At 36.4% G+C, this 25,555-nt stretch carries 23 protein-coding genes, 1 pseudogene and 1 riboswitch; of the genes and pseudogenes, 6 read left to right on the plus strand and 18 right to left on the minus strand.

Annotated features, from left to right (window positions below):
* Positions 1-152: 152 nt before the first annotated feature.
* Positions 153-449, plus strand: coding sequence for a hypothetical protein (locus tag AC4G3N_RS06455; protein WP_140461352.1), 297 nt, complete (start codon positions 153-155; stop codon positions 447-449).
* Positions 450-733: 284 nt separating this feature from the next.
* Here AC4G3N_RS06455 and AC4G3N_RS06460 read toward each other — a convergent pair whose 3' ends face one another.
* From AC4G3N_RS06460 to AC4G3N_RS06470, 3 genes are all read right to left on the minus strand, one after another.
* The gene (locus tag AC4G3N_RS06460) at positions 734-2,758 is read right to left on the minus strand and encodes a penicillin-binding transpeptidase domain-containing protein (protein WP_491089943.1); all 2,025 of its coding nucleotides are present in this window, start codon (positions 2,756-2,758) and stop codon (positions 734-736) included.
* Between the two features lie 192 nt (positions 2,759-2,950).
* Entirely contained in the window at positions 2,951-3,613 is a 663-nt protein-coding gene (locus tag AC4G3N_RS06465; protein WP_139891125.1) for an HAD family hydrolase, read from the minus strand.
* Between the two features lie 127 nt (positions 3,614-3,740).
* On the minus strand, positions 3,741-4,022 hold the full coding sequence (locus AC4G3N_RS06470) for a hypothetical protein (RefSeq protein ID WP_491089944.1): 282 nt from the start codon (positions 4,020-4,022) through the stop codon (positions 3,741-3,743).
* Positions 4,023-4,396: 374 nt separating this feature from the next.
* Here AC4G3N_RS06470 and safA point away from each other — a divergent pair, with 374 nt between their 5' ends.
* Positions 4,397-4,999, plus strand: a complete 603-nt coding sequence (gene safA / locus AC4G3N_RS06475; RefSeq protein WP_139891127.1) for a SafA/ExsA family spore coat assembly protein — start codon at positions 4,397-4,399, stop codon at positions 4,997-4,999.
* Between the two features lie 539 nt (positions 5,000-5,538).
* On the opposite strand, the gene pulA is transcribed toward safA, so the two are convergent.
* From pulA to AC4G3N_RS06525, 10 genes are all read right to left on the minus strand, one after another.
* On the minus strand, positions 5,539-8,100 hold the full coding sequence (gene pulA / locus AC4G3N_RS06480; RefSeq protein WP_491090081.1) for a type I pullulanase: 2,562 nt from the start codon (positions 8,098-8,100) through the stop codon (positions 5,539-5,541).
* A gap of 735 nt (positions 8,101-8,835) precedes the next feature.
* Positions 8,836-9,864, minus strand: coding sequence for a PTS sugar transporter subunit IIC (locus tag AC4G3N_RS06485; protein WP_490551752.1), 1,029 nt, complete (start codon positions 9,862-9,864; stop codon positions 8,836-8,838).
* Positions 9,865-10,372: 508 nt separating this feature from the next.
* The gene (locus AC4G3N_RS06490; RefSeq protein ID WP_491089945.1) at positions 10,373-10,798 is read right to left on the minus strand and encodes a hypothetical protein; all 426 of its coding nucleotides are present in this window, start codon (positions 10,796-10,798) and stop codon (positions 10,373-10,375) included.
* 271 nt (positions 10,799-11,069) lie between these two features.
* Positions 11,070-11,597, minus strand: coding sequence for a hypothetical protein (locus tag AC4G3N_RS06495; protein ID WP_066099799.1), 528 nt, complete (start codon positions 11,595-11,597; stop codon positions 11,070-11,072).
* A gap of 94 nt (positions 11,598-11,691) precedes the next feature.
* Entirely contained in the window at positions 11,692-12,489 is a 798-nt protein-coding gene (locus AC4G3N_RS06500) for an ABC transporter ATP-binding protein (protein ID WP_066099802.1), read from the minus strand.
* A 1-nt stretch (position 12,490) separates the two neighbouring features.
* Positions 12,491-13,522 carry a FecCD family ABC transporter permease gene (locus AC4G3N_RS06505; RefSeq protein ID WP_181161991.1) on the minus strand — a complete coding sequence of 344 codons (1,032 nt, stop codon included), beginning with the start codon at positions 13,520-13,522 and terminating at the stop codon, positions 12,491-12,493.
* A 1-nt stretch (position 13,523) separates the two neighbouring features.
* Complete coding sequence (locus tag AC4G3N_RS06510) at positions 13,524-14,495, minus strand: ABC transporter substrate-binding protein (protein WP_066099809.1); 972 nt, start codon at positions 14,493-14,495, stop codon at positions 13,524-13,526.
* 192 nt (positions 14,496-14,687) lie between these two features.
* A riboswitch (cobalamin riboswitch) is annotated at positions 14,688-14,867 on the minus strand.
* A gap of 144 nt (positions 14,868-15,011) precedes the next feature.
* Positions 15,012-16,508, minus strand: coding sequence for an amidase (locus tag AC4G3N_RS06515; protein WP_066099812.1), 1,497 nt, complete (start codon positions 16,506-16,508; stop codon positions 15,012-15,014).
* A 94-nt stretch (positions 16,509-16,602) separates the two neighbouring features.
* The gene (gene murG, locus AC4G3N_RS06520; RefSeq protein ID WP_066099816.1) at positions 16,603-17,670 is read right to left on the minus strand and encodes an undecaprenyldiphospho-muramoylpentapeptide beta-N-acetylglucosaminyltransferase; all 1,068 of its coding nucleotides are present in this window, start codon (positions 17,668-17,670) and stop codon (positions 16,603-16,605) included.
* Positions 17,671-17,800: 130 nt separating this feature from the next.
* Positions 17,801-18,343, minus strand: coding sequence for a histidine phosphatase family protein (locus AC4G3N_RS06525; RefSeq protein WP_254654674.1), 543 nt, complete (start codon positions 18,341-18,343; stop codon positions 17,801-17,803).
* Positions 18,344-18,604: 261 nt separating this feature from the next.
* Between AC4G3N_RS06525 and AC4G3N_RS06530 the strand changes: the two genes are divergently transcribed.
* The 3 genes from AC4G3N_RS06530 (at position 18,605) to AC4G3N_RS06540 (ending at position 20,284) form a co-directional block, all read left to right on the plus strand.
* Positions 18,605-18,871 (plus strand): acylphosphatase, encoded by a 267-nt coding sequence (locus tag AC4G3N_RS06530; protein ID WP_066099827.1) that lies wholly within the window; start codon positions 18,605-18,607, stop codon positions 18,869-18,871.
* Positions 18,872-19,016: 145 nt separating this feature from the next.
* Positions 19,017-19,793, plus strand: coding sequence for a C40 family peptidase (locus AC4G3N_RS06535; RefSeq protein WP_066099829.1), 777 nt, complete (start codon positions 19,017-19,019; stop codon positions 19,791-19,793).
* 182 nt (positions 19,794-19,975) lie between these two features.
* Positions 19,976-20,284 carry a hypothetical protein gene (locus AC4G3N_RS06540; protein WP_066099832.1) on the plus strand — a complete coding sequence of 103 codons (309 nt, stop codon included), beginning with the start codon at positions 19,976-19,978 and terminating at the stop codon, positions 20,282-20,284.
* Between the two features lie 28 nt (positions 20,285-20,312).
* Here AC4G3N_RS06540 and AC4G3N_RS06545 read toward each other — a convergent pair whose 3' ends face one another.
* From AC4G3N_RS06545 to AC4G3N_RS06555, 3 genes are all read right to left on the minus strand, one after another.
* Positions 20,313-20,513, minus strand: coding sequence for a ChaB family protein (locus tag AC4G3N_RS06545; protein WP_066102205.1), 201 nt, complete (start codon positions 20,511-20,513; stop codon positions 20,313-20,315).
* Between the two features lie 108 nt (positions 20,514-20,621).
* Complete coding sequence (locus tag AC4G3N_RS06550) at positions 20,622-21,341, minus strand: YebC/PmpR family DNA-binding transcriptional regulator (protein ID WP_066099835.1); 720 nt, start codon at positions 21,339-21,341, stop codon at positions 20,622-20,624.
* Between the two features lie 670 nt (positions 21,342-22,011).
* A complete protein-coding gene (locus AC4G3N_RS06555) occupies positions 22,012-23,136 on the minus strand; it encodes an acyltransferase (RefSeq protein ID WP_491089946.1) in 1,125 nt (374 codons plus the stop codon).
* Positions 23,137-23,365: 229 nt separating this feature from the next.
* On the opposite strand from AC4G3N_RS06555, the pseudogene AC4G3N_RS06560 reads away from it, so the two are divergent.
* A pseudogene (locus tag AC4G3N_RS06560) lies at positions 23,366-23,623 on the plus strand (IS3 family transposase); the annotation flags it as partial.
* A gap of 192 nt (positions 23,624-23,815) precedes the next feature.
* On the opposite strand, the gene AC4G3N_RS06565 reads toward AC4G3N_RS06560, so the two are convergent.
* Both AC4G3N_RS06565 and AC4G3N_RS06570 read right to left on the minus strand, forming a co-directional pair.
* Complete coding sequence (locus AC4G3N_RS06565; protein ID WP_490558327.1) at positions 23,816-24,286, minus strand: hypothetical protein; 471 nt, start codon at positions 24,284-24,286, stop codon at positions 23,816-23,818.
* Positions 24,287-24,430: 144 nt separating this feature from the next.
* Positions 24,431-25,180 carry an aminoglycoside phosphotransferase family protein gene (locus tag AC4G3N_RS06570; RefSeq protein WP_491089947.1) on the minus strand — a complete coding sequence of 250 codons (750 nt, stop codon included), beginning with the start codon at positions 25,178-25,180 and terminating at the stop codon, positions 24,431-24,433.
* Between the last annotated feature and the right edge of the window lie 375 nt (positions 25,181-25,555).

The raw sequence follows: 25,555 nt of genomic DNA on the forward strand, positions 1-25,555 counted from the left end.
TTTTTCAATGAATTTTACATTAATTTTGTTAACCTGAAATAAGTTTGCTGAAGGGACATGCCTTTTTACTTATTCCATAAATACCCATTTTAACTTTATAATGAGATAGGATGTTCAATATATTAAATAAATCGAGATAGGATGCGGTGATTATGGATTATATTAATTATACTGAGATTATCTTGAGGTACGCTCTCCTGGCGTTTTCCTTTTTTTGCGTTTATGCAGTAACCAGGCAAGGGAGTAAAAGCGAGCGTTATGCAGCACTATTAATCTACCTAGCTACCTTTGGCTTGTATACGTTCTTAATTATTGCTGAAGTGATTACCCCCTCTGAAGATGCGAACATTGGATTAGGCTTTTCTATATTGCTAATGGGATTTGTGAGCATCGCAGGAATCATCTTAGCAGGCATCATCTACCTGGTGAGGAGAATTAAATCCCGTTAATCGATTTACATCACTATTATTTTTTCAGATTACTAGTTTATCTATTTAAGGTGCACTCAGCAGAAGATAGTAAATAACTAAAAGTATTGATGAAAAAATAAAAAAAACTATTAACTTGGATGATGCAAAAATAAAACCTGTAAAGAAGCGTGAAAAAAGAAGCTCCCACCCTTACTTGAAAGATACCCCCGGATAGTGGCACTTTTTTATCAGTGTCCGCTATCCAGAGTATCGTTCATGTTCTGAATGGAAGCTTCTTTTCTATTTTTTGTTTACCTTTTTAATTAATCAATTTCAGAGGAATCCCAATCCAAGAATGTCTTTTGAACAATGGATTGAACATTTTTACCTCCGCCATTATTTTGTACATCTTCTATTAACAGTGCCATGACAGCCTTCGGATTTTTTTGATCATAGGCTACGAATAACCCATTTTCAATACCTTCTTCTCCTTGTGTGCTTTTCAGCTCAGCTGTACCTGTCTTACCTGCTAATTCCAGTTTAGGTGTGTTTGCAGCCTTTCCTGTGCCGCTTGTAACAACCTTCCTCAAGTCAGTTTTCAATGTTTTAGCCTGTTCAGCAGTAATAAAAGAATCATGCCAAACGGCAGTTTCAGTATCAAGGTAAAGACGAGGCTTCATCAATTTTCCATCATTGACAATTGTACCGTAAATACTGGATAAATGAACCGCACTCATTAATACTTCTCCTTGACCATAGCCAGTATCAGCTAATAATTTACTGCTCTCCAATTTGCCGCTATTTGAATATTGTGATGCGCGGACTGGATATTCGAGCGGGAATTTTTCTTCGCCAATCCCTAATTCCTTAAATCCATTAATCAAATCAGTCTCACCAATCGAAAGAGCTGTCTGTGCGAAATAAATATTATCTGAAATTTGTAAGGCAGTTTGAAGATTAACAGGTTTTCCTGGATCGCTTACTCTTGTAATAGAGGCATTTCCCCATTCTTTCCCTTTAGACCATTTTAAGCCTTTAATATTCAGCTGTTTTTCTGGGTCAAGCTTACCCGTTTTTAAACCAATTGCTGCAATAATCGGCTTGATCGTTGAACCAGGTGAATAAGCGGCCGCAAATCGATTTAACAATGGCAGTTTTTTATCATTTTCCAGCTGACTATACTTCTCTGAGCTAATTCCCAGTACAAAGTCGTTTGGATTAAACGACGGAGAACTTACAAGCGCCAATACATCTCCTGTATTTGGATGTACCGCAGCAAATGTCCCCGCAGCTCCCTTCATATTTTGAAATGCTTGTTTTTGTAATTCACCATCCAATACTAACCTAAAGCTTTCCCCATCCTCTGCTTCTGTTTCAGCAATGACTATAGGGTCATCTTCGCGGTTAATATAAATCGTATTGCCATCTTTCGGGCGCAGTTTATCCTCTAATAATTGCTCAAGCCCTCTTTTGCCAATTATACTGTCATTTGAATAGCCCTTATCTTTATTTTTCTCTAGCTCTTCAGCAGTAATAGTACCTACATATCCTGTCAAATGGGCTGCACTTTCACCATATGGATATTCCCGAATCTCTTTTTCTTGGAAACTGACACCATTAATAACTTTTAATTTTTCAATCAGCTCTGTTTGGTTATTTTGGATTGTTTTAATTGGCACAAAATAACCTGGCTGAACCCAGCTTTGATTAAGCTGTTTATCAATATAGTCATTGCTAAGATTCAATAATTTTGTTAACTCAGCTTTTTTGGATTCATCAAACTTCTCTGGTGTTATACCTACAGTTTGAGCAATTCCATTTATCGCAAGTCCATTTCCATTACGATCAAGGATTTCGCCCCTTTTACCAGTTGTCGTTTTAATCCCAATCTTATCGTCTGGCTGAAGTTCAGGGAAAATATAAGTTGTATCCCAGTCTACATACCAATTCTCTTCCTTATCCTTCGTTTCAAGCTTCATGGTTAATTCTTTTTCAAATTCAATCGGTCCTGCAAGGGAATTCATTTTTACTTGAATGGGAAGTGTTATACTTTTTTGATCCCTCTTCAGCTCTTTCTCATCCTTGAATTCGCTTTTAACTGATAAATCGGAAATCTCCAGGTCCTTATAGACCTTTTGATATCGATCGACATATTGTTCTTTTTTAAACTTGTCTTTGGCTGAGTCTGCTACATAGTTCGAATACATCTTATCAAATTTCTGATCGTTCCACAGGTTTATGTATTCCTTCAATCGCTCTTCTGGACTGACAGTTTCATTACAACCAGCCAAGATAAGAACCATTAATAACATTCCTATACTTCCCCATATGGTTTTTTTAACCTTCAACGTGAGAGCCCCCTTTCACATACAAGACTATTATACTAAACTAATCAATGATTTTCACAATGTTTCATCTTCAAAATAAAGCTTATAAACAATTTTACTAAAGCGAATAGACAAAAAAACCTTTTAAGTTTAACTACAAAGAGTTAATTTAAAAGGAATTAATTAGAATAAACTATTTATTTTTTGTGTATTTTAATTGAAGTTATGCTTATATTTTTTTATCAATTTAATAAAATCAGGAAGAGTCTTACAAATATGAGTAGGCTTTGTTCCATACAAGCTCGTTTGAACTGTGCTAAACCATTGAGCTGCGATGGTCGTTACGTGCGCTGAAGCTCCTGCAGCGATATCAGCCTGGCTATCTCCAACAACGATGACCTCAGATGGATCATTATGGAGTAAAAATAGTGATTTCTGTATCCCTTCAGGATCGGGTTTAGGTGCTTTAACTTCATCGCCAGAAATGGTCACATCGAAATAGTCGTATAGATTCAACAACTCTAGTGAGAGTGTTAATGATCTTCTGCTTTTTCCAGTAACAATTCCCAGATTTATATCCATGTCCTTTAAAACATCCAGCATTTCCTGAATTTCTGTTAAGTATTCAAACTCACGATTATGCCCTTTTTCATATAAATCATAAAAATCTTCTATGGCATGCTCCACCTTTTCCTTATTACGTAAATGATTTCTTATAATAACATCCTCAATGGGACCAAATAATTGAATAATCTCTTCATCAGTTAAACTTCTTTGATCATATTTATTAAACACATACCTAAAAGCTTCAAAACTAACAGGTAAAGTATCGGCAATAGTTCCATCAAAATCAAACAGAACGGTCTGGAGACTCACCGTGCCACTTCCTCTCTGTATTAGCCCTATCAATAGTTTATTACCCTTTTTGTAAGAAGGTTAATACAGAACTAAAATAAAGTTTTACTCCCACCGAATGAAAGCGCTTTAAATTTAAATAAAAAAATTATTTATCATATTCATAGGCTTTGTAAATCTCAGTTGCTTCTTCCACAGATATCTGAAATGAATCACTTGCCATTTTCATAAGCCGATCATCATAGACTGCCGGATTATAATTAGGAGCTGTACTGAGATGAGCTTTTGCTTTCTTAATATATGTATGTACGGCTTTTTGTCCAACAGAACTCTCAATTTCCACCTTTTCGTTTACCTTTATTGAACTATCGCTAGCACTGCACCCTGTAAATAATAATGTTACACCTAATGTGATTAACATCTTTTTCATTATATGGACCCCCCTTCCATTTGCCTATTTCTAGTATAAAAGACTTATAGAAGGAACGTATATACTGTTTTTGAATTTGTCATATTTCATTATTTTCTAAATCAATATTCAACACATCTCTTAACCCCTATCTTCGCAGCAAAAAAGCCCCAAGCTTGGATGTTTATACTCTTAACATTAATAATCGGTTATTAAAAAATCAGCTCTCCCTCTAATAGTTATATCGCCAATTCTATCATTTACCAAATTTGTATAAATCCCTTTCTAGAGGGGTTCAAATGGCAATATTAGTAGATTCCTGATATTGACAACCAATTCTCTTCCATTCTTTTATATAATCGAACCCGTAATAAAAAATTTTAAGGAGAGGAAAGATGAAGAAAAAAATCACATCAGTTATACTCACAACCACTTTACTGCTACCTACAGCCACCGCTTTTGCAGACTATCAATATACGGTTGTCTCCGGTGATACTTTATGGAAGATTGCTGTTAAAACAGAGACAGGAATCAGCGAAATTATTGCAGCCAATTCTCAAATTTCAAATATAAACTTGATTTATCCTGGTCAAAAGATCAATATTCCTACTCAAGACGATGTTAAATCCTATGAGCAAGAAGTTATCAGACTCGTCAATGTTGAAAGAGCAAAACAAGGTTTGCAGGAATTAAAATATGATTGGGAGCTTGCTAGAGTAGCTAGATACAAATCAGAAGATATGAGAGATAATAATTATTTTAGTCACACTAGTCCTGTATATGGTTCACCATTCGACATGATGAAAAACTTTGGTATCAGCTATAAATCTGCTGGTGAAAACATCGCAAAAGGTCAAACAACACCTGAACAAGTTGTAAAGGCGTGGATGAATAGCACAGGCCACAGAGCAAATATTTTAAGCTCGAAGTTTACTCATATTGGTGTAGGTTATGCGAAATCTGGTCACATTTGGACTCAGCAATTTATATCTAAGTAAAAAGAAAGCCTATTTTGGCTTTCTTTTTTCGTTTTCTAAACCTTCCTTTACTTGTCTTAGGGGATAAACTGGCGGGAGAGGTGGGTTTGATACCCGGGGCATAGGTGTTGCATAGGTGTTCGATAGCTGCTTTCCTTCACCTTTGACACACCTTTGCTCCGCCTTTGACCGGGGATACCCGGGGCATAGGTACTGTATAGGTGTTTGATAGCTGCTTTCCTTCACCTTTGACACACCTTTGCTCTGCCTTTGACCGTGGATACCCGGGGCATAGGTACTGTATAGGTGTTTGATAGCTGCTTTCCTTCACCTTTGACACACCTTTGCTCTGCCTTTGACCGTGGATACCCGGGGCATAGGTACTGTATAGGTGTTTGATAGCTGCTTTCCTTCACCTTTGATACACCTTTGCTCCGCCTTTGACCGGGGATACCCGGGGCATAGGTTGGTTATTGAAGCCTTAGCTAATTCGTTTTATAAAAAACAAACAGCCCTGTCATTATGATGACAGGGCTGTTTGGCCTTGGATAAACTATGCATCAGCGCTTCTTTTTATATCTTTTCCCCTTTTCTTGAAGCACAACAGTACTTAATGCAGGAATGGTCACCTTTTCCCCTTTCAGTTTATATATGGGTTTCGAGGAAGCCTCATTTGCATTTACGAGTACATTCCATACAGCGTTTCGTGGAAGTACAACTTCAACATCATTTGTGTTGGCATTATGTGCTACAAAATAGCTCCCATTTTGCTTTCCTCTTGATGGTTCAGTAATCGTATAGGCAATCGTATTTACCGGTGCATTTAAAAAGCGAATACTATCCTTTATTGCGCTGGCCTCCGTCATTCTGAATACTGGATGGTTTTTACGAAGTTCTATCAAACCCGACATATATTTCACTTCATTCACAAATTCTGCATTCCGTTTCCAATCTAATTGATTAATTGCATCTGGGGATTTATAGCTATTATGGTCTCCATACTTCGTTCGCATAAATTCCTGTCCGGCGTGAATAAATGGGATCCCCTGTGAAGTTAAAATGATAGACGTGGCCAGTTTATGCCTTTGCTTTTTCTCTTCGTAACTTGCATTTGGATTCGTTAATTCCAACTTGTCCCAAAGGGTATGATTATCATGTGCTTCGACATAGGTGATGACCTGTTCCGGATCACGATATGTTGCCTGATTATCATCATAATCAAGACCGGCCATAATGCCTTTTTTGATCCGATCTTCCATATTCAATTTTCCATTTACGAATCCATTATCCTGCTCTTCAAATACACTGCCCTTCAGTCCGTCTCGAATGTCATCATTAAAATGAGCAATGCCGGGCATTTTTTCAGCATTTTTCTGATTTGCCTTTATGTCTGCTGCAAGCGGAGTATTTAAATCCCAACCTTCCCCATGGATAATAAATGATGGGTCAATACGCTTCAAAGCCTTCCTTACATCATTCATTGTCTCAATATCATGAATTCCCATTAAATCAAATCGAAATCCATCCAGTTTATATTCCTTCGCCCAATAGGTTGAGGAGTCGACGATGAATTTACGCATCATTCTTCGCTCGGAGGCAGTATCATTGCCGACACCGGTACCATTTGCCAATGTACCATCCTCGTTGTAGCGGTAGTAATAGCCAGGAACTAACTTTTGGAAGTTTGACTCTGCAGCATCATACATATGGTTGTAGACAACATCCATTACTACACGTAGGTCCTCCTTATGGAGCGTTTGGATCATTTGCTTCAGTTCTTTTATTCTCACTTTAGGCTCATAGGGATTGGTAGAATAAGACCCTTCCGGTACATTGTAGTTTTGTGGGTCATACCCCCAGTTATACTGTGGCTCATCAAGCCTTGTTTCATCTACTGTTTTATAATCATAGATTGGCAGAAATTGAACATGAGTTACTCCCAATGATTGTATATGATCAAGACCGGTTGGAAGCCCATTTGGTCCCTTTGTACCTTTCTCGGTAACGCCTAAATATTTCCCCTTTTGCTTAATTCCGCTTTCAGGCTGGATGGACAAGTCGCGTACATGCAATTCATAAATAATTGAACTCTCTGGATTCGCTAACTTTGGTTTCTTATGTTTATTCCAGCCCTTCGGATTTGTTTTCGATAAATCTATCACGGCTCCTTTTTGACCATTGACTGACGCTGCCCTTACATATGGATCAACAGCCTCTGTCCATTTCCCACCTATATTCACTTTATATGTGTAAAAAAGACCATCCTGATTTCCTTTTAATTTAGCCGTCCAAGTCCCCTTCTTATCCGGCTTCATTGTAATTTCCTTTCCCTTAGGATCATTCCAATTTTCATAAAGTACGAGCTTTGCCTCTTGAGCTGTTGGAGCCCATAAACGGAAGTTGGTCGAAAAACGTGAGTAAGTGTTCCCAAGATCCTTGCCACTATAGTAATACTGGCGATCAAACTCCTCTGTCCGCACCACTTCTCCTATCTCAACGGCCTGCTCTCCATAGCCTTCAATTTTTACAGCATAGCTGCCACGCACATCAAGCCTATTGTTTGTTTTTATCTTAAACTTATTTGTTACTGAGTTATTCCCATCCTCAGGGATAATTGCTTGAATGGGTGCATTTTCAAGCTCAATCGCTGTCCCATTTATATCAAGTGGCTTATTTGTCGTAACAGTAATTTCTGTAAAGCTGTCCATCTCTGCCTTTTTGATGCTCGGATCACTGTTTGGTTCTGAATAGTACACTTCATCATCTCCTGAAATAACCCATACCTCCGACTTTCCATCCTTTATTCCTTCAATCCAACGGTCGCCTCCATCTTTTTCCCATGAATCAGTACGAATAATAAAGCCAACCCGCTCATGAAGTCCCTCCAATGTAAATCTCGCAACCTTTCCAAATGCATCCTCGTCCTCAAACTGTTCGACATGGCCTTCTCCATTTTCAGGCCATACCCATAGATTCCAATCCTTTGCATCATCATTTCCTTGATAATGGATGACAATCTCCGTGTTTCCATCTTCTGCTTTTGCACTTAGCTGAGGGAGCATTGTCAATAACAAGCAAAATGTGCCTAGCAACGCGATAATTCTCTTCTTTCTCATAAACATCTTCCACTCCTCCTTCATTCTTCTCTTAGTAGGCAAACGATTGCATAAACTACTATATGTAATCGTTTTCATAGTTACACCCTTCCATTCTAGTAAACTAACTTTCTGAAGAACAGTTTACGTTTTCCTATTTTTAGAAGAATATGATTAAGAAATATGGACTTTATGCCTATACCTTTATATAAATTAAACGAAAATAGGATCATCAGAGTTGAATCATTCTTCCTTACCAAACAAATCCAGCAATTCTTGAATACGTCCCCTTTGGTAGAAAAAACATTCAAATATCAATAACTATGTGTGTCTGCTACTCTATTGCTGAATTCTCTTAAATAATCGAGCTAATTTTCTCTCCAATAATAATCTGATTATTGATTACGAAGTCATAAACCACCCCAAAGAATAATCGTAATATATTGTAGCCATATTCTTAAACTCATGGCCTACTTGAAACGTTCTTTGGACTTAAAAGTAAACTGAAGTACTTTATATTTTAAATCAACAAGCAACTAAGCTATCATTCTGTACACAAAGAAAGATGGTCTCTGCATCATACAGAAACCATCTACCCACCACACGTAAAATTTTTATATGTTCATTACAAATGAAGATATAATAACTTTCTCTATGCATTGTTTAGGTTCATTTTTAGCATATTTTCTCAAAATAGATTCTCTTCTTCGGTTTACACAAACCCTATCTGAGTCAATATGTCAAAAGAGACAAAGCAGACAACTATTGAACTTCAAGATGAAGATCACCTGCTTTAACCTTTCCAGCCATTTTTAGGAGACGGTGAATCGCAAGAGCAATCATAACAGGAAGCACCATCCCTATTCCAACATAGATGAGGAATATGCCTATCCCTTGATTAGCTAGGATGTTTATTGGTGCAATCAACGAGCTTAGCCCCATCCCGCCTAATTCATACGGTACTTTAAAATCAAAGACCATCGTAGCTATTGGCGCAGCAATTGCGGCAGCTGTAAACGCAGGTATAATATAGATTGGGTTTTTTATCAAATTAGGAAACTGTACCTTTGGTGTCACGATTGATTGGGCAAGGAAGCCACCTAAATCATTATCTTTATAGCTCATTGCTGTAAAGGCTACAAATTGTACTGTACAGCCAATCAAAGCTGCTGCACTTGATACTGGATCCAACTGCAGAGCAATCGCAAGCGCAGCTGATGAAGCTGGAGTCATTAATAAAAGACTAAATACCAAGGATAGGACAATCGATCCAATTAAAGGAGAGCCTTCTACAGAGGCTGTAATTTGTGCACTTATCCATGTTAGTAATGGTGTCGTCACCGCCGCTAATCCAACTCCTGAAACCCCGCCAATAAAAATAGCTGTAATTGGAATTGCCATAATATCCAATTTCGTTTTACCAACCATCCTCTTGCCTATATATGTAGCGATGAGTGCAGCCAATACAGCCGATATGGGTTGTCCAGTAACGATTGTAAAAGCACCTTCTGCTGTTTTTTGTATAGCTGCTCCACCAACTGTGGCACATGCCATTGCACTAAATTGTACTAATGAGTTACCTCCAAGCTGATAGGCAATCCCTGCACCAAGAGCAGGCGCTAGCAAAACCTTTGCCGCTCCTCCAATAGTAAGGAACATTTGCCAATCAAAATAACCCCCAATTGATTCAAATAATAGACCGATTCCCAATGTTACTAAAACGGCATTTGCGATTCCCGTTGACGCCTTATACATTCGATTAACTATATATTCTTTTCTCTTCATCCCCATCGCCCCTTAGTAGTTAATTAAATATTCTGAAAAATAAAGGTATTATGTTTTCTTTTTCTTATCTATGCATCCTTCCTTTATTGGAGATATTAGTATTTAGATATATTAACACACCTAAAATAAAAATAGCAAAATATTTTGAAAATTTTATCTAAATTAATAATTTGTACTTCAAAATAATTCCATAACGTTTTTATCTACTGAATTTTCATATTCATATTATATTTTTAACTTGCAGCCACAGTTGGTTTCCGGCATTTTCCTTTTTTTATTCTCCACTTTCCACAGCCAATAATTCTATTTTTAAATATAATCTAATATACACATTTTGATTTACGAATACTTATTAATTATTTTAGTCGTAAAGTAACATAAAAACGGACAAATACACAAAACTTGTCCTACCTCATAACCAGTGCGAAGTATCTATGAATGATTTTGATCTGCGTCTAACCTTTCTGGTCCAAAAAAAGGATTTCCGCACTTTTACGGAAATCCTCGCTCTTCTTTATAATGATAATGTTAACTTGATTGTCCCATCATTCATCTCATACGATTTAATTTTTCCAACGGGTATCTTTTTCACGATATCCCAAGAATTAAAATCCATTTTAACCGTCTGATTTGTAGAATCTGAAAATGGCGGACTGTTAAAAATTTTAATTTCATCTTTATTCATATCAGTAGGCTTCAAACTCTCAATTTCAAAAATAATCATTCTTTTTTCCATATGAATAGGTTTCAGACTTATCATATATGAAACATTTTTATCTGTTGTACCGCGAATATTCAAGTGGCCTGTTGTTATTTCTACTTTTATATCTTTTTGGCCAGACTGTCTTTTTATTAGTTGTTCTAACATTACTGGCTTAATAGGAACGGTCACTCCATTTTTACTTATTTCGTTAAATTTCTGTTTAAATTTATCCAGCACGGTGGCAACACTCCTAAAGTATTTAGTTTCCGGTTTAATTAAACTCAAATTTTACTTCTGCTTGTTTCTTTTTAATATAACTTAATCGTAACATGGCTAGAATTACATTCCCTACTAATGTGTCCTCTTTTCATCCATAAAAAAGCACGATTCTTTCTTTGGTTATGAAAGAATCGTGCTTTTCTTTTTATCAAATCATACATTCTCTCTTCATTAAAAATGGATAACAAGATCTATCTAACTCTATTATTTTAGATGTAGGCTTAAACATTCATTTCTTTTTCACAGCATATGATTTACTGACAAAAGGAATTTCCTGTATGCCGTTCACCTGATTTACATAAACAGCCATCACAAAACAAACATTTGCGAGCAATCCTAGGAAATCAAATAAGATGTCTAGCACTTCTCGCTCTTCACTAACTTTATGCAGGGCACGATAGGATTTCTTGGCCTCACTGCGTACGACATGAAGTGCGCATGCAGCGTTGCTTCCTTGCGGTAATACGAATTGTTTTACCTTTTCCCCTGTTTTCTCAACATAAAAATCATATCTATCACTCAACCACTGTAAATCTGCTTCAGTTATCGCCAATTTTCCGCGCACAGAACCGTTCACATGATAGCATAGCGCTTGAACCTTACGAAGGTCATCAATGACTGCTTGCTCTTTCTCAGTCAATAACGGGAAAACAGCTCCAAGCCTTGTGGTTAAACTATCAGTGCGAATCTCATAATCAACTAAACAGCTTTTTTCTCTCATGAATGGATAACTGGAGTAGCGCCAGTCTTTTTTCAAGGTTCATTCCTCCTTATTTAAAACTTAGGTTTTAGTATGAAATAATGGTAACTCCGCGACGCCTTCACATAGAAGGCCATCGCACATGAATTCTTCATGCCTCCCCTTTTATATCTATGGCATAAGGAATCATCTGCCTTTTTCCAAAATAGGAATCATTGTATGTATACGTATGAGTTTTAAAAATACGCATCAAGTTAAGATCCGTAATGACTTGTTCGGGTTCCCCTGCTGCAACGAGTTCTCCATTTCCCATAAGTATGAGTCGATCACAATAGCGAGTGGCTAAATTAATATCATGGATGGCCGCGAAGACAGCCTTTCCCTCTTTTACAAGCTCCCGGATGACCTCGGCAATTTGGACCTGATGATAAATATCCAGATCTGAAGTTGGCTCATCCAACAAAATAACCTCAGAATTCTGAGTGATGGCTTTAGCTAAGAAAACAAGCTGACGTTCTCCTCCTGAAAGGGATGTGATATAACGGTCTCTTAAATGATAAATTCCTGTTTGTTTCATCGCTTTCTCTGCCAATTGATTATCATCTTTTTGTGAGAATTGCCATTTCTTCCGATGCGGATGCCTTCCCATAAGTACTACCTGACTCACTGTAAATTCATAGTCAAGGACCGTGCTTTGTGGCATATAGGTGATTGCTTTGGCCACTTCAAGAGTAGTCATCTCAGAGAGAGCATGATTCTTAAAGGCTATTGACCCTGCAGGTGGCTTTAGCAATCCTGCCATTAAGCGCAGTAAAGTAGATTTTCCGGTACCGTTCGGACCAATCAAGCAGGTAAATTGGTTAGTTTCCAAAGAGATATCCATTGCTTTTAAAATCACCTGTTTGCCACGGCTAAAGCTGAGTTTCTCCGCATTCAAAATAGCTGTCATCTCAGATTTCCCCCTTCTTTTTATTTTTTAAAATTAAATAAAGGAAAAACGGAGCGCCAAAAAAAGCTGTAATAATACCGATTTGAATCTCAGCAGGCCTAATGGCCAAACGGGATATTAAGTCAGCAAGAATCAAGAAACTCGCTCCCCCTAAGACACTAGCCAGTAGTAAATTTCGATGCGAGGGCCCAATGATCATACGGATCATATGAGGGACAATCAGACCAACAAAACCGATGGCTCCCGTTAATGAGACACTCATTCCAGTTACTAATGAAGCAGTAATTAACAATAGATTACGGGTGCGCTGAACGGAAATCCCCATATTCTGGGCCTGCTCTTCACCCAGCAGAAAGATATCTAAGTCGTTGGCATGGTACAAAAAGACACAAATCGAAAATAAAACAGGAACAGTTAATATTTGTACATGACTCCAATCACGCCCGTTTAAGTTCCCCATCATCCATTGGACAATCTGCTGCATCACTCCTGCATTCGAAAAAGAGATTAGCAGAGAGGTACAGGCTGATAAAAAAGAACTAATCGCAATACCCGTCAGCAGCAATGTCAGTACTGAGGTCCTTCCTTGATTGGTCGCAATCATATAAATTGCAAACAAAGTCAATGCAGCCAGGATAAAGCCCATTAATGGGACGAAAAGAGAATGGATCGCGGCCAAACCAAAATAGATGGCCAGTACACCTCCGAATGCTCCACCTGATGAAACACCAATTATGCCGGGGTCAGCCATCGGGTTGCGAAACACACTTTGCATCACGACTCCCGATATTGCCAAGGCTGCCCCGACTAATCCAGCCACAACAACCCGCCCCAGGCGAATCTGCACAAGGATTGTTTCATACATTGGGTTATAGTCAAACTCTATAAATGGAAGCAGTGAGAGTAATACTTTCACAGTTTCCGTAAATGGAACGATGACCCCGCCATACATGGTTGCTAAAAGTAACGATACGAGCAAGGAACAAATCAGGATTCCAAAAATAAGAACCTGTTTAGACTGTTTACAAACCATATTATTCTCCATATAAAACTTGATAAATATCTTCTGCTCCCTCAATCACAAAATGGGAAGCCGTTGTTAAATTTGCGCTATCTATCACATGCACTTCATTATTCTTAAAGGCTTTAAGATTTTTAAGTGCCGGATCCTTTTGCCATTCCTCGACGAATGTTGCTTTTGAACCGTCATACTGCCAATCGCTTGTAATAATCACATCTGGATTTATCTCAACTAATTTTTCCTTTGAAAGATTTGGATAATCAGGATACTCTTCACCGGTAATGCCCGCTTCTGTAATGGCATTTATCCCGCCTGCTAAGGTGATGATTTCTCCTATTGTAGTATTCTCAGTAACTGAAGAATTTTGCTGTGTCCAGTAAACCACTCGTTTTTTATCTGTTTGTGCTTTTGCTTTCGTTTGTAAATCTGACATCCTCTTTTTGACATCAGCTATGATTTCTTCTGCTTTATCTTCCTCGCCAACAATGGTACCAACCTCCATTAGACCATCCAATACACCTGATATAGAGGAATCATCTTTAAGTTGGTAGGTGGTGATGTCTGCAGCATCAATTTGTTTAAGAACCTCAGGATCTACATAGGAAGGAATCAGCACTAAATCAGGCTGAAGTGACAGCACCAATTCAGATGTGACTGATTCAATTTTTGTATCAATTCCATCTGTTAGATCTGCTACATTCGAAATCCCTGAGTCTGTAGACATTTTCGTTACCGCGGCAATCCGCTCCTCATCAACCAAAGGCAATAAATATTCATCAATAGCCAATGTGGTCGAAACAATCCTTGAAGGTTTTTCTTTAAGGGTCACCTCTTCCCCACGACCGTCTGTTAAGGTTTTCGGATACTCACTTGTTTCCTGGTTTGTTTCTTTTTCCTGGTTGTTTACTGTCTCATCATTTCCGCATGCAAACAATGCAAAAACGGATAAGAACACCAAAAGTGATAAGCTTGCAATCTTTTTCATCTCACTATTCTCCCTTTTTCAAAATTTATTTATATTTAGCGAATTTACGCTGAAATATTAAACATAAAAAAGCCTGTCTTCCCGATTAAGGAAAACAGGCTTGATTCATGCACAGACAAAAAAACGCTGTCAAAATCAGCGCAAAGACACAATCATCTCTACGTTCGCCATCCCTTTTCCCACCGAAAAGTAAGCAATACACATTCATAAGCAGGTTTCCTGACTCTGAGCTTCACTTTACTCTCACACCTTCCCTCTTTTAAAGGTGGTCACGTGATTTCATCAGCTCTTACAGTAGCGGGGGCTGTTCCAGATTTACACTGGATTCCCTTTTACCTCACAAAAGTGAGCACTTATGATTGTTTTAAATTTTCGTACTATTAATATATCATGTTGAAAATGTAAACGGAAGATATTTTTGATATATAGGAATTCACATAAATTTAAACAAGTGAAATGACTGTTCTAATTGACCAACTGAATTACACGCATCTTCTAGTCGATCTATCACTTTTATCACCATCCAATATATGGATTCCCTTTCTGTCCAACCCATATATCGGATTGCTCTAACAACGCTCCTATTTTAAGAAGCCAATCTTCCCTTCCCTTTGGAGCCATCAATTGCACTCCAAGGGGTAAGCCAGAATCTGTCATATGAACAGGCAAGCTAATCGCAGGCTGTCCGATGATGTTCGCCAACTGTGTAAAAGGCGTATACGTTAAACTTGGTTTAAACATTTCATAGACCATTGCTAACTGTTCAGAGGGTTTTAGTTCATTTACTTTCAATAACTGCAAGCTCTGTTCATCCGTATGCGTCAATTCGCCCACCTTTGGAGCTGAGAAAGCTGTTGCCGGCGTCAAATACAAATCATAATCCTCATTGAACCTGGCCATTTGTGCAGCTGCCGTATCCCATTCAGCTAAACTGCGTGTAAATTGAACAGCTGATACATTCTGCCCGGCAGTTCTGAGTACCCATGTGACTATCTCTATATCATTAACGGTAATCGGCCGTCCAATGGCTTCCTCAATGGACAGTATATCTGCTGCCATTTCTCCGCTATTCATAATATAGTAATTTTCCATAAGGCGGATTCCATCTACCCCATTATCACATTCTTCAACGGTGAACCCTGCCTGTTCCAGCCATTTGACTGTCTTATGTACCGCTTCTACAGCTTCTTCACTAACGGGTGTTCCCACCGGAGACTTTGTGGAAAAAGCAATTTTAAACCTTTCTTTCAATGGATTCGAAAGCTCCTTCAAATAGCTCCCATTATATAAAGGTACCTGAAAGGCAGTATCCGGCTGAATGATTTGCAAGGCATCCAGCATAGCTGCACTATCACGAACCGTTTTGGTTAAGGCAAAATCTACCGCAGCTCCATGCCATTGGCGGCCCACACCTGGACCAACGGGTGTCCTTCCCCTTGTTGGCTTCAAGCCTACTAATCCAGTGAATGATGCCGGTATACGAATAGAGCCGCCGCCATCACTGGCACCGCTAATTGGGACCATACCTGAAGTTATACTGGCTGATGCTCCGCCGCTTGATCCACCCGATGAATGCTGCAGGTTCCATGGATTACGTGTCGCTCCATATACAGCTGGCTCAGTAATATTTTTCAGACCAAACTCCGGAGAACTCGTCTGTCCAATAATGACAAATCCTGCCTCACGAATTTTTTTCACAAAATTAGAATCCCGTTTAGCAATCCGATTTACATGTAATTTTGAACCCGCTGTAATCGGTTCGCCTTTAATAGATTGTGATAAGTCTTTTAATAAGATAGGTACTCCTGCAAAAGGTCCGTATATAGATTCAGACTTTCCAGTTTCCATCATTGCCTTTTCGAATCTAGTTCGAACAACTGCATTTGTTTTAGGATTTAGTTCATTTATTTGTTCAAATGCGTCCTCTATTAATTCTATTGCGGATACTTGTTTTTCCTTTACAAGCTTCGCTAACCCAAGTCCATCATATTGGGTATAACATTTAAGATTCATTGCTCCGACACTCCTACTTTTTGGCTACAAATCCTGTTTAGTGTTCTGTTTTAATGCTTTTTTCGTATATAGAATAATACTTATCATTTCAACATTAAATTTTATAGGTATCAATCAATTCATACAAGCGTTCCAGTCCATCTTCTTCCTCAAAATTGTTCATTTTATCGATAATCATCTGTTTGTTTTTAAATATAGTTTCTACCTTATCAGCTAACGTGTTTAACGAAAGCTCATCCTCTTCAATAACATAGGCAAAACCCTGCTTTTTAAATGATTCAGCATTCATGATTTGATCGCCTCTGCTGGCTTTCCTTGATAACGGGATTAAGACCATTGGAATTTTTAAACTTAAAAATTCAAAAATAGAATTTGAACCGGCCCTTGAAACAGCCACAGCTGTCATAGCCAATATATCTGCCAAGCCTTGGTTAATATATTCAAACTGAGCATATCCATCACGATGTAGGGTGGAATCTACCTTTCCTTTTCCGCATAAATGAATGACATTAAAGGTTTTGAGCAATCGATCCAAGTCCTTACGCACAGCCTTATTCACTGCTTCAGAACCCTGACTGCCTCCCATGATCAATAATCCAGGTTTCCTTGTATTAAATTGGCATATTTTCATTCCAATCGATGGGTCACCCTGACGCAGTTCATCTCTTACGATGGGCCCTAAGAAAAAAGACTTTTCTGCAGGAATATGATTTTTAGCCTCCGGAAAGGTATAACAAATTTTTTGAACAAAAGGCAATGATAGCTTATTGGCCAACCCTGGTGTAATGTCTGACTCATGCGAAATGATCGGTACTTTTCTACTCGCCGCAGCAAGAATGACAGGAACGGAAACAAAGCCACCTTTTGAAAAGATTATGGACGGCTGTAATCGCTTAATAATCTTTCTTGATTGCATAAAGCCTTTCAAAATATTAAAAGGGTCTTTTACATTTTTTATATCCATATATCTGCGAAGTTTACCTGTGGATATTGGAAAATAAGTGACACGATCAAACTCCTTTATCAAAGAGACTTCAATTCCCTCTTTAGATCCTATATAGTAAATCTCCCAATCCCTTTCAATCAAATAGGGAATGAGCGCCAAATTGACAGCAACATGCCCAGTTGATCCCCCACCTGTTAAAATGATTCTTTTTTTCATTTTATAAACCTCCGACAAATTTAAACGAGTCATGGAAAGTAACCATTAATATGTATGCTAAGACATGAAATCTAAATTTTATTCTCTCCTATTCACCTTGCTAATCAAAAACGGAGATGTCATCAGTGACTTACTTCCACACCCTTGTGATATTGCTTTGATCCTCATCTATCTTTAAACAATACACATCCGGATTAGTCAGACCCAACCAAGTTTCGTAACCAAAGGATTCATCCAGATGATTTAGGATTAAAGTCAGTAAGTTACCATGTGTTACGATTAATATATTGAGATTCTCGCTATCCAATGCCTCCTTTATTACAGTAAAACCTCTTTTAGCAGCCTCATTGCTGGATTCTCCTCCGGCTAATTTAACATCACGTTCCAAAAACGATTGGTATAATCTATTTTTCCAATCAGGTAAATCATGTCCAGATAAGATCCGTTCCTTTAAACGATCATCATATTCGAGCTGTATATTCTTTTCTTCAGCAATTGCTTCAGAAGACTCAATTGCCCTTTTATATGGACTGCAGACTATACGCTCTATTGAAATAGAGTTAAAAAAATCAGCTAGTTCCCTCGCCTGTATTTTCCCTTTTTCTGTTAAATCACATTCAGAACCCTGTCCGGTAGCCTCACAATGTCGAACTAAATATATGTATTTCAACACGACACTCTCCTACTCCCTATAAATTTTATTTACTATATTCTACCATATAAGGAATTCCATTAGAGCTTTGGTTAGTACGTCATCCTATTGTTGATAGTTAAATAAAAAATAAGTACCATTAAAATATAGAAATATGAATTCTTAAAACAAGTAGTGCTGAAGCACCTAGTCTTGTACACTCATGTAAATTCTAAATATTTGAGATGCTTGGGATTAAAGATATTGGGATTCTATCTATATATCAGAATAGGAGGATAAATAATGAAGCAATATCACATAATTGTCTCTGGGATTGTTCAAGGTGTAGGATTTCGCTATTTTACTCTGCTTACAGCAAAAGATTATGATATACATGGGTGGGTGCGTAATTTAGTAAATGGTGATGTAGAAATTGTTGCACAAGGAACAGAAGAAGCATTGGATCATTTTCTTGGCAAAATTAGAATAGGCCCAAAATATAGTCGAATAAACCATGTAGAGGTTAACACTCAGGTCGCTACTGAATATAAAAATTTTACAATTAAGTAAACTTATCCAAAACACAGAAAACTCACTTTTATTACAATAAACTTTCTGTTTTGTTACATTTAGGAAACATACCTAGTAATTTTTTGTCGAATCTACTACACTAGGCTAGTACTTTAAAATTTTACTAAGTTTAGTGGGGGTCAACATGAAGAATAAAGTTTTATCTATTACTGCTACCGCTGTCCTGGCGTCTTCTATTTTTGCTGGTGCTGCTTCTGCTGCTACCGTCACAGTTTCTAAAGGTGATTCTTTATGGAAATTAGCAGTTAAATATAATACTACTGTGTCTGCAATCAAAAAGGAAAACAACCTAACGTCTGATACTATTTACATAGGTCAAACACTTAATATTGGTGAAAATACGACTGCAAGCACTTCTACAAAGAAATATACAGTAAAATCCGGTGATTCTTTATGGAAAATTGCAAATACCTATAATACAACTGTTGCAAACTTAAAATCTTGGAATAATTTAAAAAGCGACACCATTTATGTTGGACAAGTATTGGTTGTAAGCAAATCAACTACTTCAACTGGTACCACTTCAGGCAGTACGGTTACAAAATCAGAAGCTGAGCGCATGGTTGCTACGGCAAAAAGTTTAATTGGCACTCCTTATAAATGGGGTGGAACAACACCATCAGGATTCGATTGCAGCGGGTTCATTTACTATATCGTTAAACAAGAACGCCCAAGCTTTACACGTACTAACACAGCAACTTACTTCTCTACTATGAAGAAAGTAAACACACCTTCTGTAGGTGACTTTGTATTCTTTGAAACATATACTTCCGGTGCTTCTCATATGGGAATCTATGTTGGAAACAATAAATTCATCCACGCTGGCTCCAGCGGTGTTGTACAGGCTGATATGACATCATCCTATTGGAAACCAAAATACTTAGGTGCAAGAAGCCTATAAGCATATCTTTATCAATCAAAATCGGTAAGCTACTATTGCTTGCCGATTTTTTATTTTTTCTTCTGAATTATGATTTCATTATTTGAGGATTTATCTAAATTTATACAATTAGGAATTAGCCGTATAGCTGAATATCATTCGGACATCATATTCTTAAATCGGTTATGTAAGGAGATTGTCAGATGGCTAAAGTATTTGGAAATGACCCATTACATATACTATTTGCATCCATTCAAGGAGAAACTGAACGAGATTACTGGGAGCAACTAAATGATGGCTTATCCTATCATAAAGGAATATCATGCTTGGAAGATGGCAGCTATCTGATTATTGAACAAAGGCAATGGATTGAACAAGAAAGCATTGGCTACCCCATTTCAAAGGAAGATGCCCTAAAAGAAATTCTCTTATCAGATAATCTTCATTTATTAAATCACCCTAAATTTTATGATTTAAAAATTCTTTATGAAAAAACAAGGAATACTCCATAATCGAAAGGAGTATTCCTCTTAAATTAGCCTATTCTTTTTCTACCCATTCGCCATCATCGTTTTTCTTGTATTTATTTTTCACCGCACTCCAGGCTACTTTAAAAGCTGTTTCTTCTTCATCATATTCTTCTCTTGCCGAATTAAAGGCTTCTTTAAATATTTCCTGAGCATGATGCGGTAACGAGTCCTTTACGGAATCTGGGAGTTCACTAACAGATTTGTAGGGCATATGATAAACCTCCAGTAATAAATGTTTTAACATTTTATTACCTTGTATCCCCCTTCTTTAAACAAAAAGTCTCTCCAAAGGAATACCCCGGAGAGACATTAAATAAAATTATTCACCAAGATCAACATTATGATAAACTTGCTGAACATCCTCTAAATCTTCAATTGCATCAATCATTTTTTCAAATTGCGCCTGTGCATCTGGATCCAATGTTACATCATTTTGAGCAAGCATGGTAAGCTCTGCCACAGTGAATTCTGTAATTCCCACATTTTTCAATGCTTCTTGAACAGCATGGAATTGATGCGGTTCTGCATAGATGATAACCGCCTCATCTTCTTCCAGGATATCACGAACATCTATATCTGCTTCCATTAGCAATTCAAGCACTTCATCAGATGTTTTCCCTTCAATACCAAAAACTGCTGTAGCATCAAACATATAGGCAACAGATCCGCTGACACCCATATTCCCGCCATTCTTACCAAACGCTGCACGGACTTCTGAAGCTGTACGATTAACATTATTCGTTAATGCATCCACAATCACCATGGAACCATTTGGCCCAAAACCTTCATAACGAAGCTCATCATAGTTTTCTTCTGCTCCGCCTTTAGCTTTCTCAATCGCACGATCAATAATTGCTTTTGGTACACTGTATGTTTTTGCACGTTCAAGTACCATTTTTAATGCTTGGTTAGATTCGGGGCTTGGTTCACCCTGTTTTGCAGCTACGTATATTTCACGTCCAAATTTGGCATAAATACGACTGGTATTAGCATCCTTAGAAGCCTTTTTCTCTTTAATGTTATTCCATTTACGTCCCATTATGAACACTCTCTTTCCACTATATATCTACTTAAAAATAGTAATACGAATAAGCTTTTACTTCAATACTTTTTGTTACAATCCCTAAGTTTCTCCAAGTTTCTATGTATAAATGAAGCAACTTTACTATTATACCTCATATATTATACATTTAATGGTTAAGATAATGAAGGAATAGAGATTTTAAATTTAATATCAGGGAGCGATTCACTCAGTAAAGAAACCCTTTAATTAATCTTATTAATGCTACTCAATATCTAACACAAATGTATAAGATATCGTTCCATCATTCCATTCAGCTAATACTTCATCCGCGACAATTACTGAGCTGCTATCGAACCAATCAATGGCTCATCTAACTCAGCAGTAAGTTCAATTTAATATTCTGATTTTTTGACATGGGCTCAAGAAAATCAGGAATAATCTTATCATCTCCGCTGTATATCAAGTTAAATCCCCCATACAATAATTTGAGGTATCCATATTTTAAATAACATCTTACTTAATAATAAAATAAGCGTTACATCTGTTACACTCAGTATTTACAAGAGATTCAAGTGTTTCACTGTTTCATTTTTTATACATCCTTGTTTTTAAGTTTAAAATACATGTTATATTAAAGAATTAAAGTCTGGTGCATTCAAAAAATAAGAGGAGCTAAATAAGCTCCTCAAAAATTTATTACTCCAGATATTTTACTACCAATTTTTGCAATAACGTTATAGATAACATTAATAATATAAGATAAAATAAGAGAGCAACAAAATACAACTGGTACTATAATGAAATAATATGGAGTTTTGTCACCTACATTTTCGATATTAGCATTAAGAATCGCATAAAAATGTTTGTCAAAAATCCATGAGACTATATAAATTCCAAAAGACAAATCAGCTATTACTTTAAAAATTTTTCTTACAACTAAATTAACTGATTTAGTATTTATTCTGATAAAAAATATAAACACCAAAACAGAGTTAATAACGTTCCCTACGCTTCCCCATGAACTCCATATACCCCATATAAAATTGGAATCATATGATCTCCAATATGAAAACAGACCAAATACTATCATACAAATAATTATTGCAAAGAAATTCTTTCTGAGTGATAACTTTATTGAGTCTTTATATTCTCTAATATAAGCACCAATAAAGTAATAAACTAATGGGTAAAAGCCAGACCACCAAAACGGTAATATTTTTTGATAATCATTAGAAATACTAGGCTTATCAATCCAATTCATTGTAAAAAAATCATATATATTTGTCATTGTTGGTATAGTAACCAATATCAATAATGTAATAATTAAGTATAATTTATGTTTTTTTTCTGAAAGATTATTATATATCAAATTTAAGAAAGGTATTAGCATAAAAAGTCCTATATACATTTCTACATACCAAGAATATTGCTTAAAAGACAAAATGTTAAAAATACCTTGATTTATACTAATTTCACTTTTCAAAAAAATACCTTGATATATTAATATACATATTGTAGCTAGTACATAAATAGAAAGTGTTTTTATAATACCAAAATAATAACTTTTAGATAATTTCTTATAACACATTAGATAGCCTGTTAAAATTATAAATAATGGTACACATATCATAAAAGAGCTTCTCATTATTGTAGCAATTAACATATCTCTTCCCTGAATATTTTCTGAATAAAAACCATTATTCAAGAAAAAATGAACTGAGAGTACAGCAAAAACAGCAATAGTTCTAATAATGTCAACATTTAGATTTCTATTGTATAATTTTTGCTTTTCATTATCTAATTTAATCAAAAACTTCCACATCTCCTGTATTAAACTATATTAAAATAATATATATTTTAGTATAAGAATCAACACCTGTAAAGGCGCATATTCCTATATATTAATAAGCGCTTTAGGATTATTACATCAATTTATATTGTTTAATTTAGAGAGAGAACGATAGAGGGTGGTTTAAAGTACCTATATCCTCCAGAGAAATGTTAGGAAATATACATGAGGTTAAAGTACCACTTAAGTTCGACAAACAAAAGTAAAAGTCATCTATGAATTAAGGTATAAATACCCGGTAAAAGCACTAGTGGCAGTTTCACACACCCCACGTGGTACATATTACAATTTAGTAAGGAAGATGGAGCGTCCATACCCAGATTTCGATTTAAAGACTGAAATTCAAGCGATTTATGAGGAACATGAAGGGCTTGGACGTTATTGCTACCGCCGTATACGGGATGAGTTAGCGAACCGTGGGCAAAAAGTGAATTATAAGAAGGTTCAATGCTCGAATTACTTTATTGGAAAGAAATTTGAATGTGTAGAGCATTTTAAAATCGAATTAGAAAAATCATAACCTATTACAACACGAAACGAATGAAGGCGAATTTAAAATTAAATCCGGTGTAATACCTAACACATTTTACCCAAGTTGCCTAATGAAAACCATGTCTAACTTCTTGGGATCACCTTAATGCTAGTCAATTTCTAACACAAATGTATAAGATATCGTTCCATCATTCCATTCAGCTAATACTTCATATATATAACGGCCTTTACTTGCAGGAATATAAAACTGTTTATTTTTATGTTCGATTTCTTGTCCTCTGCCCTTTTCATTCCATAAATAAATTTTAATATCTGGGTTATCGTCAATTTGGATAGTGGCTTTTTGATTAGATTTAACCTTAATTGATTCTATGCTGTCCGCCATCCGATAAGGAGAGGCGTGATCTGTTTCCACCATTTCTTCTTCTTCTCCGTTAATCCTTTTCCATTTATAATTTCCTTTTTCCAGCTGATACTCTATCCCATTAATTATTACTTCTCCCTTCATATGTGGAGGAAATTCATTAGCATTAGCTTCATTTTCTTTACCTGTATTATTTGAACAACCTGTAATCAGAAGTAAAACGAAAATTAACATCCCCATAAAAAAGTTTCTCATCGACTGGTTCCTCCATTCTCTTACCCTCTAAGATGAGTTTTTTATATTTTTAAACGGTCTACTTTTATATAAGTACAAAACCATAATTATATTATGTAAATTAAAATCCATCTAACGCATATGGTTAGCTTAATAAATCTCTTCCTATAGCGGACATTGCTGATGAACAATTTCCAGTAGATGTTTAGATTTTCCCTTGGAAACATGCTCTGCTAATCTTGCTCCAGCAATAATTGGGATCCACTGCAAAACCTCCTTTTCTGATAACCCGCTTCTCACGCAATACAGATGCAAATACATTTCGGCCAACTCCATTGAAACTTCTGAATACAAAAGATACGTCCGACATACATCAGCACGAATATCTCCTACGCTGCTATCTACCCAATCAATAATCGTTACTTTATTGTCTGAATCGATTAAATTAAATAAATGGAAATCACCATGGCAAAGTCGCTTATCATATGACATTTCATTCATTTTTTGTATCAAAATATCCTTATGTTTTCTTTTTAAAACTGCTGCCTGTTCAATTTGGCGTATTAATTTATCTGTCATGAATTCAAGAGAATCAGCAATAACCGAATGTATTTCCTGTTGTATATCAATCGACATACTCATGTAATATTCAGCTTTACTCATGTTTTCAGATACGATACTGCCAAATGTTCTGCCCTTAATGTACTCCATTATGATTGCTTGTTTTCCATCTATTACTGTCACATCCACTATTTCTGGAACAGAAAGTCCCAAAGAGAAAACTAGCTTTTGCTTATTAGCTTCATACCTTGCTTCCGTCGCTGGTAAATACTCTTTAAATACTTTGATAATCTTATTATCCCAAAGATATATATTTGCTGTATTCCCCATCGCGAATGGAGCGGCTAATTCCATTGAATATCTCCCCTTGATTCATACTCATGTAGCTTCCACTGTAGACATTACTCTAAAAAACAATATATATATTGCCTGATTACTTCTTTATATTTCAACAAATACTGTGTAATTCCTCTTTCTATAGTACGTTTAATGCCGCTTATCAACAAAAGAGCCTCATTTAAGGATGAATTTATACAAAAATAAAGATTGCAATTAACTTCTTATAATTGCATCCTATCTATATTTCCTGAGGTTCATCAATCAAATAGAGCTATTCCCCTCCAGTCATATTATTAGATAATGCGGAATGTTATGGTGGTTAACTGATAAATTTAAACATTTCCTGTGTTTTATTTATACATTCATTCTGGCAATAGGGACATTCGGAAG

The sequence above is a fragment of the Bacillus sp. z50 genome (genome assembly GCF_058313585.1).

Excerpts from the sequence above, each read along its gene's own strand:
- AC4G3N_RS06540 (WP_066099832.1), top strand. The coding sequence starts at position 19,976 with ATGGCTAAAGTATTTGGAAATGACCCATTACATATACTATTTGCATCC.
- AC4G3N_RS06515 (WP_066099812.1), bottom strand. The coding sequence starts at position 16,508 with ATGAATCTTAAATGTTATACCCAATATGATGGACTTGGGTTAGCGAAG.
- AC4G3N_RS06565 (WP_490558327.1), bottom strand. The coding sequence starts at position 24,286 with ATGAGAAACTTTTTTATGGGGATGTTAATTTTCGTTTTACTTCTGATT.
- AC4G3N_RS06470 (WP_491089944.1), bottom strand. The coding sequence starts at position 4,022 with ATGAAAAAGATGTTAATCACATTAGGTGTAACATTATTATTTACAGGG.
- AC4G3N_RS06500 (WP_066099802.1), bottom strand. The coding sequence starts at position 12,489 with ATGACAGCTATTTTGAATGCGGAGAAACTCAGCTTTAGCCGTGGCAAA.
- AC4G3N_RS06510 (WP_066099809.1), bottom strand. The coding sequence starts at position 14,495 with ATGAAAAAGATTGCAAGCTTATCACTTTTGGTGTTCTTATCCGTTTTT.
- AC4G3N_RS06570 (WP_491089947.1), bottom strand. The coding sequence starts at position 25,180 with ATGGAATTAGCCGCTCCATTCGCGATGGGGAATACAGCAAATATATAT.
- AC4G3N_RS06550 (WP_066099835.1), bottom strand. The coding sequence starts at position 21,341 with ATGGGACGTAAATGGAATAACATTAAAGAGAAAAAGGCTTCTAAGGAT.
- AC4G3N_RS06545 (WP_066102205.1), bottom strand. The coding sequence starts at position 20,513 with ATGCCCTACAAATCTGTTAGTGAACTCCCAGATTCCGTAAAGGACTCG.
- AC4G3N_RS06530 (WP_066099827.1), top strand. The coding sequence starts at position 18,605 with ATGAAGCAATATCACATAATTGTCTCTGGGATTGTTCAAGGTGTAGGA.
- safA (WP_139891127.1), top strand. The coding sequence starts at position 4,397 with ATGAAGAAAAAAATCACATCAGTTATACTCACAACCACTTTACTGCTA.
- pulA (WP_491090081.1), bottom strand. The coding sequence starts at position 8,100 with ATGTTTATGAGAAAGAAGAGAATTATCGCGTTGCTAGGCACATTTTGC.
- murG (WP_066099816.1), bottom strand. The coding sequence starts at position 17,670 with ATGAAAAAAAGAATCATTTTAACAGGTGGGGGATCAACTGGGCATGTT.
- AC4G3N_RS06455 (WP_140461352.1), top strand. The coding sequence starts at position 153 with ATGGATTATATTAATTATACTGAGATTATCTTGAGGTACGCTCTCCTG.
- AC4G3N_RS06505 (WP_181161991.1), bottom strand. The coding sequence starts at position 13,522 with ATGGTTTGTAAACAGTCTAAACAGGTTCTTATTTTTGGAATCCTGATT.
- AC4G3N_RS06535 (WP_066099829.1), top strand. The coding sequence starts at position 19,017 with ATGAAGAATAAAGTTTTATCTATTACTGCTACCGCTGTCCTGGCGTCT.
- AC4G3N_RS06485 (WP_490551752.1), bottom strand. The coding sequence starts at position 9,864 with ATGGGGATGAAGAGAAAAGAATATATAGTTAATCGAATGTATAAGGCG.